Annotated in this window: 18 protein-coding genes; 8 read left to right on the top strand and 10 right to left on the bottom strand. The window is 63.1% G+C overall.

Annotated features, from left to right (window positions below; all coding sequences use genetic code 11):
- Positions 1-12 precede the first annotated feature (12 nt).
- From E3O19_RS09295 to E3O19_RS09285, 3 genes are all read right to left on the bottom strand, one after another.
- Positions 13-417, bottom strand: coding sequence for a YchJ family protein (locus E3O19_RS09295; RefSeq protein ID WP_134567043.1), 405 nt, complete (start codon positions 415-417; stop codon positions 13-15).
- 7 nt (positions 418-424) lie between these two features.
- Positions 425-1,771 carry a phosphoribosyltransferase family protein gene (locus E3O19_RS09290; RefSeq protein WP_134567042.1) on the bottom strand — a complete coding sequence of 449 codons (1,347 nt, stop codon included), beginning with the start codon at positions 1,769-1,771 and terminating at the stop codon, positions 425-427.
- A gap of 186 nt (positions 1,772-1,957) precedes the next feature.
- Entirely contained in the window at positions 1,958-2,542 is a 585-nt protein-coding gene (locus tag E3O19_RS09285) for a recombinase family protein (protein ID WP_134567041.1), read from the bottom strand.
- A 154-nt stretch (positions 2,543-2,696) separates the two neighbouring features.
- Here E3O19_RS09285 and E3O19_RS09280 point away from each other — a divergent pair, with 154 nt between their 5' ends.
- Positions 2,697-3,020 carry a putative quinol monooxygenase gene (locus tag E3O19_RS09280; RefSeq protein ID WP_338145090.1) on the top strand — a complete coding sequence of 108 codons (324 nt, stop codon included), beginning with the start codon at positions 2,697-2,699 and terminating at the stop codon, positions 3,018-3,020.
- 40 nt (positions 3,021-3,060) lie between these two features.
- Here the strand turns inward: E3O19_RS09280 and E3O19_RS09275 are convergent, their stop codons facing one another.
- Both E3O19_RS09275 and E3O19_RS09270 read right to left on the bottom strand, forming a co-directional pair.
- Complete coding sequence (locus E3O19_RS09275; protein ID WP_134567039.1) at positions 3,061-3,498, bottom strand: ASCH domain-containing protein; 438 nt, start codon at positions 3,496-3,498, stop codon at positions 3,061-3,063.
- A 115-nt stretch (positions 3,499-3,613) separates the two neighbouring features.
- The gene (locus E3O19_RS09270) at positions 3,614-4,084 is read right to left on the bottom strand and encodes a GNAT family N-acetyltransferase (protein WP_134567038.1); all 471 of its coding nucleotides are present in this window, start codon (positions 4,082-4,084) and stop codon (positions 3,614-3,616) included.
- A 375-nt stretch (positions 4,085-4,459) separates the two neighbouring features.
- Here E3O19_RS09270 and E3O19_RS09265 point away from each other — a divergent pair, with 375 nt between their 5' ends.
- On the top strand, positions 4,460-4,903 hold the full coding sequence (locus E3O19_RS09265) for a hypothetical protein (protein ID WP_134567037.1): 444 nt from the start codon (positions 4,460-4,462) through the stop codon (positions 4,901-4,903).
- Between the two features lie 162 nt (positions 4,904-5,065).
- Here E3O19_RS09265 and E3O19_RS09260 read toward each other — a convergent pair whose 3' ends face one another.
- From E3O19_RS09260 to E3O19_RS09250, 3 genes are all read right to left on the bottom strand, one after another.
- Complete coding sequence (locus E3O19_RS09260) at positions 5,066-5,749, bottom strand: CG0192-related protein (RefSeq protein ID WP_166804527.1); 684 nt, start codon at positions 5,747-5,749, stop codon at positions 5,066-5,068.
- 184 nt (positions 5,750-5,933) lie between these two features.
- Positions 5,934-6,314, bottom strand: a complete 381-nt coding sequence (locus E3O19_RS09255; protein WP_134567036.1) for a GNAT family N-acetyltransferase — start codon at positions 6,312-6,314, stop codon at positions 5,934-5,936.
- On the bottom strand, positions 6,311-6,892 hold the full coding sequence (locus E3O19_RS09250) for a DUF4386 domain-containing protein (RefSeq protein ID WP_134567035.1): 582 nt from the start codon (positions 6,890-6,892) through the stop codon (positions 6,311-6,313). Before E3O19_RS09250 ends, E3O19_RS09255 begins: the two co-directional genes overlap by 4 nt.
- A gap of 87 nt (positions 6,893-6,979) precedes the next feature.
- On the opposite strand from E3O19_RS09250, the gene E3O19_RS09245 reads away from it, so the two are divergent.
- The 4 genes from E3O19_RS09245 to E3O19_RS09230 all read left to right on the top strand — a co-directional run bounded on the left by E3O19_RS09245 (position 6,980) and on the right by E3O19_RS09230 (position 9,956).
- On the top strand, positions 6,980-7,654 hold the full coding sequence (locus E3O19_RS09245) for a TetR/AcrR family transcriptional regulator C-terminal domain-containing protein (RefSeq protein WP_277613020.1): 675 nt from the start codon (positions 6,980-6,982) through the stop codon (positions 7,652-7,654).
- A 225-nt stretch (positions 7,655-7,879) separates the two neighbouring features.
- Positions 7,880-8,419 (top strand): hypothetical protein, encoded by a 540-nt coding sequence (locus E3O19_RS09240; protein WP_134567034.1) that lies wholly within the window; start codon positions 7,880-7,882, stop codon positions 8,417-8,419.
- Positions 8,420-8,553: 134 nt separating this feature from the next.
- Positions 8,554-9,063 (top strand): DinB family protein, encoded by a 510-nt coding sequence (locus tag E3O19_RS09235; RefSeq protein WP_134567033.1) that lies wholly within the window; start codon positions 8,554-8,556, stop codon positions 9,061-9,063.
- A gap of 227 nt (positions 9,064-9,290) precedes the next feature.
- On the top strand, positions 9,291-9,956 hold the full coding sequence (locus E3O19_RS09230) for a DUF6226 family protein (RefSeq protein ID WP_134567032.1): 666 nt from the start codon (positions 9,291-9,293) through the stop codon (positions 9,954-9,956).
- Between the two features lie 49 nt (positions 9,957-10,005).
- Here the strand turns inward: E3O19_RS09230 and E3O19_RS09225 are convergent, their stop codons facing one another.
- Together E3O19_RS09225 and E3O19_RS09220 are read right to left on the bottom strand one after the other, a co-directional pair.
- Positions 10,006-10,881 (bottom strand): nucleotidyl transferase AbiEii/AbiGii toxin family protein, encoded by an 876-nt coding sequence (locus E3O19_RS09225; protein ID WP_241981302.1) that lies wholly within the window; start codon positions 10,879-10,881, stop codon positions 10,006-10,008.
- Between the two features lie 2 nt (positions 10,882-10,883).
- Positions 10,884-11,468, bottom strand: a complete 585-nt coding sequence (locus tag E3O19_RS09220) for a type IV toxin-antitoxin system AbiEi family antitoxin domain-containing protein (RefSeq protein ID WP_134567030.1) — start codon at positions 11,466-11,468, stop codon at positions 10,884-10,886.
- Positions 11,469-11,832: 364 nt separating this feature from the next.
- Between E3O19_RS09220 and E3O19_RS09215 the strand changes: the two genes are divergently transcribed.
- The gene (locus E3O19_RS09215) at positions 11,833-12,252 is read left to right on the top strand and encodes a prevent-host-death protein (protein WP_134567029.1); all 420 of its coding nucleotides are present in this window, start codon (positions 11,833-11,835) and stop codon (positions 12,250-12,252) included.
- The gene (locus E3O19_RS09210) at positions 12,245-12,694 is read left to right on the top strand and encodes a cytotoxic translational repressor of toxin-antitoxin stability system (protein WP_134567028.1); all 450 of its coding nucleotides are present in this window, start codon (positions 12,245-12,247) and stop codon (positions 12,692-12,694) included. Before E3O19_RS09215 ends, E3O19_RS09210 begins: the two co-directional genes overlap by 8 nt.
- Positions 12,695-12,882: the final 188 nt, after the last annotated feature.

The following is a 12,882-nucleotide window of genomic DNA, read 5'->3' as shown; positions in this document are numbered from 1 at the left end:
CCCGGTTCCAGGTCAGTCCAATGCGTCCAGGTAAAGCCAGCGGCGATCCACCCGCACGAAGCGGCTCACCTCGTGCTGTCGGCTGCGGATGCCGCCGGCCCGGCACTGCGCCGTGAATTCCACCACGCCGTCGGTGTCGAACGGTCCCCCGCGCTCGGTCCGTTCGATGTCGAGGCGCGTCCAGACGAGGGCGGCGTCCAACTCGAATTCGTGCGGCCGAGTGCTCGGATGCCAGGTCGAGAGCAGGTAGCCGACGTCGCCGACCACGAAGGCACTGTACCGGGAGCGCATCAGCCGCTCGGCGGTGGGAGCGAACGACAGGCCGTCGTGGAGCGGACCGCAGCAGTCGAGGTACGAGTCGCCGCTCCGGCACGGACAACGCCCGGGTCGCGAGGCTGTCGTTCCAGGGGTCGGCACAGCCCCATTATCGGCTACGACCGGCCGGTGTCGTGTCGTCCCCGTTCTCGCCGCGCTCCGGTAGGAGATACCGGATGAACCAGTCGGTGGCGAGGTTCGCGGCGGCGGCCAGGGTACCCGGTTCCTCGAACAGGTGCGTGGCACCATCCACGACCGTGAGCCTGCTTCGGCAGCGCAGCCGGGCCTGGGCCTGCCGGTTGAGTTCGAGCACTACTTCGTCCGCTCCACCCACGATCAGCAGTGTCGGGGCCTGCACGATCGGCAGCCGGGCTCCGGCAAGGTCGGGTCGTCCGCCACGGGAGACGACGGCAGAGATGTCGCTGCCCGGCTCCGCCGCCGCCCAGAGCGCCGCACCGGCGCCGGTGCTCGCTCCGAAGTACCCGATCCGGCACTGCGACGTCTCCGGGCCATGCTGCAACCACGCGGTTGCCGCAATCAGACGGCTCGCGAGCAGTTCGATGTCGAAGACGTTCGCCCGGTTCGGTTCCTCGTCGGCGGTGAGAAGATCCAGAAGCAGGGTCCCGAGGCCGGCACGGAGAAGCACCTCCGCGACGAACTGGTTGCGTGGGCTGTGCCGACTGCTGCCGCTGCCGTGCGCGAAGACGACGATCCCGGTGGCACCCTTCGGCAGGCGCAGGTGGCCTTCGAGGAGCACCCCGTCAACGGGGATCTCGACGTCGCGATCCAGGTCGTCGACCACGACCCGACCGTTGCGCATCCGGCGGGCCGCCGCGTCCAGCAGGACCACCACCTCCTCATCGCTGGTCGCGGAGAAGTCCCGGTAATGGTTCCCGACGGCGACCAGTTGGCGGGCCGCGAGGACGCAGACGACCTCGTCGGCTCCCGGAAGGTTCCCGACGGTCTCCGCCGGCACCACCGGCGCCGCCATGATCACGGTCGCCGCGCCGAGGTGACGGGCCACGTCACACGCCACCCGGGCCGTGGAGCCCGTGGCGATGCCGTCGTCGACGATGACGACGGTGCGCCCGGTCAGGTCCACCCGCGCACGGCCCATCCGGAGGCCGGCCACCCGCTCGTTCAGCAGAGCCCGCTCTCGTTGCTCAACGGTCCGGAGTTCCTCCACGGTGACACCGGTGAGAGTGAGCACCTCCGAATCGAGCACGCGTGCCCCGCCTTCTCCTATCGCCCCCATGGCCAGTTCCGGTTGGTACGGAACCCCCAGCTTGCGCACCACGATCACGTCCAGCGGCGCGTGCAGTGCCTCGGCGACCTGGAACGCGACGGGGACCCCCCCGCGTGGCAGACCGAGCACGACGACATCCCGGTCACGCAGGTGACGCAGGCGCTCGGCGAGTTGGCGACCCGCATCCACGCGGTCGGCGAAGATGACCATGGTCCGGGACCTCCTTGATCGGGCGCGGAAGATTGCGCTCCCGCACATCATCCCCCCGACCAGAGCTCCCCGACAGGGCTCCAGGTGGAAAAGTCCGGCTCGGGGTCTGAGGAGGATCGGTACGGAAATTCATGTTTAGGGCGCACCGGTGCGGATTCCGGCTTTGGACGGTGAAGTTTTTCGAATCTAAACGTCGGTGTCGCCGGCGCGCTGGATTGCGCGGTAGACCGTGGACCTCCCGACGCTGAAGAGTTCAGCGATCTGCGCGGTGGTGTGTTCGCCTCGCTGGTGGACCTCGATCAGATGCTTCTCCTGCGCTTTGGACAGTTTGGGCTGCTTACCGCGCAGACGACCGGCCGCTTTGGCGACCTGCATCCCTTCGCGAGTGCGTGCTCGGATGAGGTCGGCCTCGAATTCAGCGACCATCGCGAGCGCGTTGAAGAGGAGTCTGCCGACCGGGTCGGTTGGGTCGTGAACGGAACCGCCGATGCTGAGCTTCACTTCGCGGCGGGTGAGGTCGTCGACGATGTCTTTGGCATCGCGAAGCGACCGTGCCAGGCGATCGAGCTTGGTCACGACGAGGGTGTCGCCGGCTCGGCAGGCGGCTAACGCTTCGCGAAGACCTGGCCGGGCCCGGTTCGTTCCGGTGAGGCCCTGGTCGGTAAACGTCGTCTGGTGTGAGACGCCGAGGGCGGCGAGGGCGTTTTTTTGGGCGGTGAGGTCTTGGTCGTTGGTTGATACGCGCGCGTAGCCTATAAGCATCCCGGTCATGCTTCTGGAGTGTACCGGTTAGCCCCCTTCATCGGGCATTTTCTCGGGCTGGTCTTACGGGAATCGGGCGCCCCGGAACTATGCGGTTCCTCGTCGGCGCTCCTCGGCCATTCTCGTGTCCCGGTCACCGTCCGGCTTGCGGGACACGCAAGAGATGACACCCCGGCACGGCTCTCCGGCCGGCCTATACGCTCATGGCATGAGCCAAATGCACCTGAGTGGTCAACTCGTCTGCCGCGATCGGGATCAGGCGGCCGTAGTCGCTGAGCATCTTTCGGATCACGTGGCTCGAACGCGTGCGGAGCCCGGGTGCATCTCATTCAGTGTCGCCTCGACCGTCGATCCCCTGGTATGGCAGGTCGACGAGTGCTTCCAGGACAGTTCTGCGCTCAAAGCACACCAGGACCGCGTTGCGGGAAGCGACTGGGGACGGGTCACAGCCGGGATCGAACGTCGCTACGCGATCCGCGGGCTCTAGTCACCCCACATTGCCCCACCTTGGGCTGCCGGTACGACTACTACGGTGCTGCCTGGCTGAGCACCTCGACTAGCTGAAACCGCTCCAGCACGACGAGCGTTTCGTCATCGACGGTGAAGTCTGAATTGTTGAGGAAGTCACGCATATACGTGCTGTGCCAGAAGGCTTCATGACCGCGGCGCCAGGCGCCTACGGAGTCGAATCCTTCGCCCTCATCGCGCGCATGCTCGAGGCCGACGTCAGCAAGTCGGACAATCTCGACCGCAACCGTCTGGATGATCGCCACCGCGGCATCGTTGGAATCCACGACCGTCTGCTTGTTCCCGACGATCGGCAACTGTTCGTCTTCTACCGAATACTCCACGAAGGTCGAGCTGGTGGAGGTCTTCTTGCCGGCCAGAATTGCGGCGATCAGTCGATCCCGAAGCGGGCCTGGAAAACCGAACTCAGCAATCGGGAATCCACCGTGGTTGGTCATGAAGTGATCCCAGGTGCCGAGGCACGCACCCCTGAACCCCAAGGCGTTCCACCTACGGGTATCCATCTCGGCGCCGCCCTGCGGTGACGCCAACCAGCGATAGCGAAGAGAAGGCTCATTCGAGCTTCTTGAGCATCTTCACCGAGGTTGTCTCGTAGCCGAGGGAATCGTAAAGTCCCCTGGCGCCGGTGTTGAATCCGAAGACGCTGAGGCCGAGAGAGCGCGCACCGTGTGAGCGTGCATATTCCTCGCCGAGCAGCATCGTTGTTCTCCCATGACCCTGGCCACGCTGGTCAGCGTTGATGAAAACGTCCCAGACCCACCACGCCCCCGGATCGGTGGTGACATCCTGCCCGATCCACAGATATCCCACTGCCGTGCCAACCTCGTTCATAACGTGAAAGACCTCATTGCCGGGGCTCTGAGTACTCTTCGGGAATGAACGAGCCATGCTCTCGACCGCTATGCGCCGAGCTTCCTCGTGTGATCGACCCTGGGCAAGTAAATCACCGACGTACTCCGCGCAGCTTTGCTCAATCCATGTCGGGAAATCGCTGGCCAAGATTCGCTGAAGGGTTACGGTCACCTCTCAATTCTTCCAGGCCGAGCCGTCGGTTTTCACCGACGGATTCCGAGGGCAGAGCGGGGACGGGCCGGAGGGCATGAACTATTGGATGAGGCCCTGGCCTAGATCTGTCACTCTTAGCGTTCCCCAACGCCACTCCCCCGAGACTTCGGACCTTCGGCGAATTGGTACCGATTCGGCGTCGATGGGGGTCCTTCGGCGGCACCCGGATCCGAGCGCCAGGCGATTCCCCGTTTCGCTGAAACCGGGTGCGAGCAGACGTGAGGGAGGCGTTCTCCTAGAGCGGTCGTGCCGTTCGCCCGATATGATGCAGGCAGCTGTGCTGGGCAGCCTGCAACGAGCGTTATGGTCTGCTTCGGCTCATTGGGGGATGGCGTGAAGATTCTTGGTGCGATCTTGGTTGGCGTCATTGTCCTTGCTGTGTCTGCGTTCTTCATCGTCCGCTCCCTGGAGGAACGAGTCACCAGCGAACTAGTTACACAGGTGTCACGGCTCGAAATACCGGCGGGCTGGCAGCCTCTGAGCGACATTGTCCGCGGGGAACACTTCTTGTGCATGAGCACTAACCCGTGTCCAAGCATTTCCCGGCGTTGGCAGGTGGACACGGCGGTTACCGACCAGGACCTGGAAGAAATCGCTACTCCGGCGGGTTTGGTGCTTGCCGTGGAGGGGACGTGTCAGAGGCCAGCCGCCGAGACCGGGGAGACCATCGTCTGCACGGGGCGGGCAGTCAAGGATGGTTATAAGTACCAGCTGACGGTGTTCAGCGTGGATCCCAACGGGAATCTCCAGGTGGCGTTGAGCGTGCGCCCGTCGTGATTCCTCTTGGTCTGAGAAGACGCGCCTCCAGGAGTATCGGCTCCTGCTTCGCTCAGGGTTCCCCCTAGTGCGAGCGGAAATCAGCGTCGTGTTCAGATCGATGTAACAAGCCGGCCCTCATCCCCGTAAGCGGCGGGCAGCGCTCATCGTCGCCGCATATGTTCAGAGAACCTCGGCCTGAACGAGTGTCTGCGGATTCGACTGGTTTGACCAAGTGCCGGTGAGTATCTGCGCTTGCCCCTGGTTGTTCAAGGCGACGAGCCCATTCGAGCCGTGCAGCTGAGGGCCTTGAGCGGCCAGACGCCGCACCACGACGATTCGCAGGGCGCCAGCTTCTATGACGGTAACGCCCAACTCGTACCTTGTGGACACCGTGCCACCCGGCGGTAGCGACGGTACGTGCCCGTCGGTCTTGCCACTACCCGCGACGTCGGCCGTCGACTCACGGAGGACCCTCACCCCGTCAATTTCGATGTATTGCTCGGCTTGCCTGCCACCCGTGAGCGCCGCCGCTGCCACCGCCGCCAGATAAGCGGGATCTCCCGTAGAGTCGTACACCCATCGTCGGCCCAGAACGGAATGCTCCATGGTGCCGATGAGCCAGGCGTCCCCGCCCGCGAGCGGCGCGCCACGGTAGGTCAGAGGGACCTGCAGCACCGGCCCCTCTCCGACCCAGACGAGCATTGTTTCGATGCCAACCTCGCCATCGGGATCATCAAAGCGGAACGAGCCAACGCTCACAAACCTTGAGCCAGCGTCGCCTTCAAACCACGGCTGGGTCGGCGCCCATCCTCCGATGAGCTCGACCTTCGACGGCCGCAGCTCGGCCTGATGTATGAGTGCCATACGGCCGATTCTAGAGGGCCACCTGCCAGTCGCTTCGTCCGAAATCTTGCAAACAGCGAAGCATCAGTGGTGAGAATTACCGCCTGACAATCACCGACGACGCCTCCGGCGTCGGCGTAACAGGACTGCCCCGAGTTCAGTTGACCCGGAGAGGGTTCGGTCATCGGTGTTTGCTCGGGAAACCCTATTCGCTCAAGATGCGTTGAAAGAGCAAGTGGTCCTGCCAGGTACCGGCAATCTTGAGGTATTTTTTTGCAATGCCGATGGGCTCGAATCCCGCTTTGCGCAGGACCTTTTGGGAGCCGAGGTTATGCAGCAGTGTGCCGGCCTGGAGACGGTGAAGCCCGAGATCCTTGATGCAGTGATTGATGACGTTTTCCAAGGCTACGGAGGCGAGGCCCTGTCCGACGTGTTCTTTGTCGACCCAGTACCCGACGTTGACGCTTTGGAATGGCCCGCGAACGATCCTTGTGAGATTGATTCGACTGATAATCGTGTCGCTTTTGACGATGACCGTCGTGCTGGCGAGGTCCGGCATGCGATCCGTCGTCCAGGGGGCGGTCATGCGGGAGCCGTGACCGTGATGGCCGCGGTCGATCCGAAGCCGCGCGCGATGAGCCAGATGGCGAAGAAGGTCTCGAACAGGCCACCGGGAACGGTGGAGGCCAGGCCGGCGCCGGCGACTCCGGCGAGTTCGAGGAAGCAGCCGGCCGCGAACGACGCGTAGCCGACGAATCCCCAGACCGAGAGGAACCGCGGGATGAGGCGCGAACGGTAGAGCGCGACGCAAAAGAACAGGCTTCCGATGCCGAGACCGGCCATCGCGATGTTGTAGGCGAGGAAGTTGGTGCCCGCGGATGCCATGAGCAGCGCGACTGCGCCGACGGCGAGGAACCCGCCCTCGAAGATCCGGGTTGCGAGGTAGCCGACGGCGACGGCCGGGGCGTGCGGGCGGAGGACGGGCAGCATGAGTGCGCCGATCGCGATGACGGCCGCCGAGTTGAGCAGCATCATCACCGCGCCCGTGGTGAGGAGTGCGCCGGGGGAGGCTGTCGTGGCGATGGAGCTTCCGATGCCGTAGAGGAGAAAGGCGGCGAGCATGAGCGTGCCGACCGTGCGGGCGATTGGGCGTGAGTTCTTCATGGTGTGTGTCCTGTCTCGAATTGTGAGCTGACCATACGGTGTAAGGTCGAACAGCAAGACGGTACCATACAATGTAAGGTGGCGTCTATGGTAAAATCGGAAACCCGAGAACCGGTCACGCGGGAGCGAGCAATCCGGGTCGCGGTAGCACTCGCCGATGTGGGTGGCATCGAGCCGCTGAGCATGCGCAAGCTCGCCGCGGAACTCGGCATCGAGGCCATGTCGCTCTACTACCATGTCAAGAGCAAAGACGACATCCTCGACGGGATGCTCGACGTCGTGTACTCCGAGTTCTCGACCCCGCACGCCGGTGACGAGCGGCGCTCGGCCATGCGCGATCGAGCGGAGTCCACGCGCAACGTATTGGCGCAGCATCCCTGGGCGATCAGCATCAAGGCCCGCAATTCACCGGGGCTGGCGACCCTCGGTCACCTCGACTCGGTGATCGGCTGCCTGCGCGCAGCCGGCTTCTCGATGCCCCTGACCGGCCACGCCATGTCGATTCTCGACAGCTATGTGCAGGGCTTCGCGCAGCAGGAGGCGTCATTGCCCCTAGACCCATCGGGCGATATCGGCGCCGCGACGGAAGACATCATGGCGCAGCAGGACCAGATGGCGCAGGCGTTCCCCAACCTTGCCGACATGGCGGTCAAGCCTGATCCTGCAGCCGGGCTACGCCTACGGCAACGAGTTCGACTTCGGACTGAAGCTCATCCTCGACGGCATCGCAGCAGCGCAGGCCGCCGCTGGCAAAGTCCATGACCTCTCTCGCCAGGGTTCCTGCGTGAGAACGCACCTGATCCAAAGCGCTTCGGGCGCCATCCGCAGGTTCGCGGCTGGGCCCTCAAGTGAGCCAGGATCCTGCAACGGGTTCTGACGCCGCACATTTCCCCTTGATGCGCTGAGTGAAGTGCGGGCCAGAAGCTCGTGCTCAATCTGCGCATCAACCTTCCCCGTTCGCTTTCTACCTTTGGGTAGCCTGACGACATGTGGGACACGATGAGCGCCAGTCGCGAGAAGCGCGAGGAATTGCACGAGGCGTATGCCAGCGGTTTGGAGCCGGCGCGAGACCGTTTCCGAGCACGGTTGAGTGCACCAAGCGATCCGCAACTCGATGGCAGTATCGAAAGCCTGGATGCCGTGAACGAATGGTTCCTGACGCACATCAAGGAACGGCACGACACGGAGACTGTGGAGTTGCCCTCGAAGTGGAACCCGCTTCCTGCACTCGGCACTCCGGGGAACGGCCCGTTCACGTCAAGTCAGCTTGCGCTCATCGATGAGGTGCAGGCGTATCTCGGTGGAGTATTGACGACCGTTATCCCAGGTGCGCACGGGGTGATCTATAAGGGCCATAAGCGGGATTTCAGGAACGGGCTCACAATGCTTGAGGTGGGAAAAAGACGACCTCTTCCCGTGCGTGATGTCGTATACAAAGAAGCTCTCGGCGTTGTTCTGTCCGGGCGCGAGGTGGCAGTTGACACGTTGTCGTCATCGGTGCGGGAAGAGTTGGCCGCATTGGCCTGACTGGGTCTCGGCATCGCGAGTGTGCGCGGGACTCAAGTCAACCCACGACGCCGGCGCTCCGAGGCAAGCGCCCTGGAGTAGCCCGGAGAGGGTTCGCCTAGCGACGCGTCTCCGCCCACTGGCAGGATGAGCGAATGCGAAACGATCCTGAAACCAACTGTGCGGAATCCGGCATGCTCGCGCAGTACCTCGATTATCAGCGTGAGACGTTGCTTTCGAAGACCGACGGACTGACCCGTGAGCAGCTGGCACAAACGCACTCCCCGTCCACACTCACCCTCGCGGGCCTGCTGTATCATCTGGCGCTCGTGGAGGAAAGCTGGATGGAGGTCCGCTTTGCTGGTCTCCCAGATCGCGAGCCATGGGCCAGTGCCGACTGGGACGACGACCCGGACTGGGAATTCCGCAACGCTGCTCTTCTCGAGCCGATGCAGCTGCGGAGTCGCTACCGCGAAGCCTGCGATCGGAGCCGGGCAGTCGTGTCCAAATCGACAGGCTTGGGTCAGCTGTCGGTCAAGACGCTGAGCGATGGACGCAACTTCTCGCTCCGATGGGTACTGCTGCACCTTGTCGAGGAGACCGCGCGCCACGCCGGCCACGCCGACTTCCTGCGCGAAGCGATCGACGGCACGGTCGGGGAATAGCAAACCAAGACGTCAGAATCCTCGTTAGAGGAAACGTCTTGGAAGCATCGACCCTTCAGTCATTCGGTGACCGGCAGTTGACCAGTCGCGTTGCACGTTCCTCTGCGATCCCTGAGTGCGAGCACCAAGGCACTCCCCAGCTCACAACAACCGAGCATCGATAGATGCCCGATTGCGGGCCGACGAACTTCTCGGTGAACAGAACCCTGGACGGATAGTTTGTGAACATGACAGAGTATCGACGCCCCACGTTCCCGGTGGAGATCTACCGGGATGAGCAGGGCCGTCCGATTGACTACGGCAATCGATGGGGAGGAGCGTCTCCGCCCGAAGACGTGTATTCCCGTGTTAGTAATCTGCAGCGGTTCGCGCGGTTGCACGACGTCGCTAACGCACTGATCGAGTGGCTGCACACCACGTTCGACGTTGCCGTCGACGAAGCCCCAAACGCCGCTGCAGATCGTCTCCACATGCCAAATGAGGTCGTCCGTGCAGTACGGGTCGTGCCTCGCAACCCGACAGCGGCACCGCTGACATTTGTCCTTACGCCGTTCCCGGGCGTCTACCTTCACGCGGGTTCGCTCAACGACTTCCACTTCCCGGTGTGCGGCTGTGATGCCTGTGACGACGATGTCCTGAATCTGGCGGAAGAGCTCGAATGGACCACGCGCACCGTCGTGTCAGGCGGTTATTCTGAGCGGTTCGATCCCGGGCGGGGCGACTGGATTGAGTACCGGCTCGAGGAGCCAGGGGTCGGGATGCGATCCGGACGCAGCCGCACCGAGGACCTGCCAGAGGACCGGGTCAAGTCCGCGCGAACCGCGGTACCGCCTGCAGGTCAGTGGTCCCCCTGGCCATTGCTTCCAAAGGGCCTAGCCGACGCTATCGGCTGATCGCCCGAGCCTGCCGTGCCGGTGAGGGTTGGAGTGCGGGCGCATCAGTTCAACTCTCGTGCCACCGCTTGATCGCCCGGTCCCACGCCGCATCCGCCCTCACAGCACCACTGAATATCGGATCCACAAATTGGATAACTTCCGCCAGCTGTTCTTCAAACGATTCCAGGCATTGGTCCGTGAGGTCGAGCTTGCGTCGCCATGCCGCCCACTTCTTCTGAGCAAGTGCGGGCCAACCCGCCGTGGCAACTGCGATTGAGGTCAGTGGCACTTGACGGAAGTCGGCGACGCGCTGGGCAGCACCCTGAACCTCACCAGCAAGGAAGTCCTGTGTCATCGAGAAATTACGGAGATCCACGACATCGCGCCATCGGGTGCTCGTCGCACCACGCGTCAGCATCGTGACAGCCTTCTCAGCGACGACCATCACCACCGGGTATCCCAGCATTTCAAACTGACCGCCGAGGATACGCGGAACCGCGACAACGCGCGGAACCGGCCAAATCGGGTCGCCCGTGCTGATGTCCAAATGAAACGACATCGCACTGTTGTAAACGTTTGCGAAGATCTTGACTCGGAGGCCCGAGTAGTCGTCGCCCTCACGGATGGCGCGAACATCAGTGCGGACCGGGTCAACGACAAACGCGTCATCGACGGGGACCGCCGCCACAGCACGGACAACGGCGAGCAGATGTGCGTCATCCACTTGGAAGTTGACGGCTTCCATATCGATATCACTCGTCGGACGGCGAAGGTGATACGCGGCCAGTAGCACTCCGCCTTTGAGGACGAAATCCTCTCGGTACGGAGTCTGAGCCAATCGGTTCAGGAACGCTTCCATGGCGTAGAGGGTGACCGTCTCGGTGACCGGCCGACCCGATTCACGGGCGTGCCGTTGAAGCGCGGCATAGAGCTGCGACGCCATGCTCACGACAGCAGCTCCAGAGCCTGGCGAAGCGGGCCGCTCGCTCGGGGAAGCTGCTGGGCGATGGCCATCAGTGAGGCCGGGTGGGACCCGCTCTTGCGGAGCCAATTCTTCAACGCCTCTGGAGCGATCTCATACCCTTCCAAGCCACGAAGCCGGTAAGCATCGACGATGGAGCGCTCAGGCGAATATAGGCCAATGGTCCCGTCGGTTCCGTCGATGGGCAGTTCGGTGCGTCCGAGCGTGAATGACTCAGGATCGAAATGGTGCCAGGCGACAGGGGCCTGAGTGCGCGGGAACCGGGCGCGACGAGGCAGGGCTACATCTATACGCGCGGGGATGGCATCAATGAGGCCATGGTGCGCCAATGCGCTCGTGAGGCACAATGTCGCGTCCGGCCTTCGGGCGGCGATTTCGATCAGGTCCAGGTTCGCAGGCGGAAGATCGGCCCTGCGGTACAAGCCCCTGCCGATGCGGTCGATGGCACCGCTCTCGCAAAGCCGGCGCAACTCTCGCACACCGAAACCTGCGTCGGCAGCCGCAGCCGCATTGAAAACCTGAACGGGCAGATCATCAATCGTCGCCATGAGGGGCCGCCCTTCTCCGAGTATCAAAGTGCTTACACGTAACTTTATCTGCAAACACTTCAGTACGCCAGAGGAGTTGGGAGTCCGCGCCAGACTCAAACGACCCATCTCGTCCTGGCGCAGCACCTGTCGTTTACGGCCTTTGCCTAATCGCCCGTTCCGGACGGGCCAATCCAATTAGCTGTGTCCCGGTAACCGTTCGGGTTACGGGCACGTGTGCAGCCATTGGGTCGCTGTGGCGGGTGTGGGGTTGCGGTGAGTACGTGGCCGAGTCAACCATTCGAGTCGACACCGAGATAACATGTACATGACGTACTCAACGTACGTCTACATGCAAGGGTTCACCTCCGCAGGAAGGTTGAAAATGCCACTCGTCGCCGATTACAAGACGTTCACAGACGCGCGCTCACATCTCAAGGAAGTGTTCGATGCGACCGCGCGCGGGCGAACCGTCACCGTGCAGCGCGATGGTCAGCTCTCCGCGGTCATGCCGGTGGATCGGCTCCGTACCTACTTCTCTCGAACTGTATCGCCGCGCGTTCGCGTCACTCGCGAAGATGGCCGCACTATCGCGTTGATGGATGGTCGCCCCTTTGTGTCTGAGGGTACGGATGTTAACGGCGCGCTCGCTGACCTCGCCCTTTCGCTTCGTGAGTACGCCGAAGACTGGGACGACCGGCTGGAGAGTGCTCCGAATCACGCCGGAAACTGGGCACTTGTGCAGCTCATTAAACTTTCCACCGACGAACAGCTCCTCGAATGGCTTGAGCGCGGCGGTGAGTAGACACCCGGCCGCGACCCGCGAGGACCACGACGACTTCTGCGTGGCGGAGAAGTGGCAGCTCATACGCGGCGCATCAGGACAGCCTGTCAGGCATCACCGCACCTACGAGTTGACGCTCTGGGACGGGCACATCCTCCGAACTCGAATCTCCAGACCCGTCGACAAGTCGACTTACTCTGCCGGGATGTGGACCCACATCCTGCGAACCCAGCTCGCCGTTGACCCTGAAGCGTTCTGGGCCTGTGTTCGTGACAAGAAGTTGCCGGACCGCGGGGCGCCCGAAACCGTGACCCAGAGGGAGCCGCTACCGCTGTATCTCGTTCGGGCGCTCAGCGAACTCGGCGTTGACGAAAGCGAGAGCCTGACACTCACCGCGGCGGAAGCAGCGCAGCTACTCTCCGAGAAGATGGCCGAGCGCTACGGCCACCAACGCAGTTCGTGAGTGATTCGACAACTACTGGACCGATGAGGCTTCGGGAAGGGTCACCATGCTGGTGGCAGCGACCCTCTACGGCCCGATTCTGGTGAGCTGCAAAGACGTCGAACGCTGACTGGTCCACCTTTTTGAGCGTCCCGTAGGGGGTCCCCCTTGCGAACTGTCAGCACCCCATTGCGGCGCAGTGCTCACAA

Source organism: Cryobacterium algoritolerans (genome assembly GCF_004402785.1).
In the GTDB taxonomy this organism is placed as follows: Bacteria; Actinomycetota; Actinomycetes; order Actinomycetales; family Microbacteriaceae; genus Cryobacterium; species Cryobacterium algoritolerans.
This window is presented reverse-complemented; position numbering and strand designations above follow the sequence as displayed.

Excerpts from the sequence above, each read along its gene's own strand:
- E3O19_RS09290 (WP_134567042.1), bottom strand. The coding sequence starts at position 1,771 with ATGGTCATCTTCGCCGACCGCGTGGATGCGGGTCGCCAACTCGCCGAG.
- E3O19_RS09285 (WP_134567041.1), bottom strand. The coding sequence starts at position 2,542 with ATGACCGGGATGCTTATAGGCTACGCGCGCGTATCAACCAACGACCAA.
- E3O19_RS09280 (WP_338145090.1), top strand. The coding sequence starts at position 2,697 with ATGACACCCCGGCACGGCTCTCCGGCCGGCCTATACGCTCATGGCATG.
- E3O19_RS09275 (WP_134567039.1), bottom strand. The coding sequence starts at position 3,498 with ATGACCAACCACGGTGGATTCCCGATTGCTGAGTTCGGTTTTCCAGGC.
- E3O19_RS09260 (WP_166804527.1), bottom strand. The coding sequence starts at position 5,749 with ATGGCACTCATACATCAGGCCGAGCTGCGGCCGTCGAAGGTCGAGCTC.
- E3O19_RS09255 (WP_134567036.1), bottom strand. The coding sequence starts at position 6,314 with ATGACCGCCCCCTGGACGACGGATCGCATGCCGGACCTCGCCAGCACG.
- E3O19_RS09250 (WP_134567035.1), bottom strand. The coding sequence starts at position 6,892 with ATGAAGAACTCACGCCCAATCGCCCGCACGGTCGGCACGCTCATGCTC.
- E3O19_RS09245 (WP_277613020.1), top strand. The coding sequence starts at position 6,980 with ATGGTAAAATCGGAAACCCGAGAACCGGTCACGCGGGAGCGAGCAATC.
- E3O19_RS09240 (WP_134567034.1), top strand. The coding sequence starts at position 7,880 with ATGTGGGACACGATGAGCGCCAGTCGCGAGAAGCGCGAGGAATTGCAC.
- E3O19_RS09235 (WP_134567033.1), top strand. The coding sequence starts at position 8,554 with ATGCGAAACGATCCTGAAACCAACTGTGCGGAATCCGGCATGCTCGCG.
- E3O19_RS09230 (WP_134567032.1), top strand. The coding sequence starts at position 9,291 with ATGACAGAGTATCGACGCCCCACGTTCCCGGTGGAGATCTACCGGGAT.
- E3O19_RS09225 (WP_241981302.1), bottom strand. The coding sequence starts at position 10,881 with ATGGCGTCGCAGCTCTATGCCGCGCTTCAACGGCACGCCCGTGAATCG.
- E3O19_RS09220 (WP_134567030.1), bottom strand. The coding sequence starts at position 11,468 with ATGGCGACGATTGATGATCTGCCCGTTCAGGTTTTCAATGCGGCTGCG.
- E3O19_RS09215 (WP_134567029.1), top strand. The coding sequence starts at position 11,833 with ATGCCACTCGTCGCCGATTACAAGACGTTCACAGACGCGCGCTCACAT.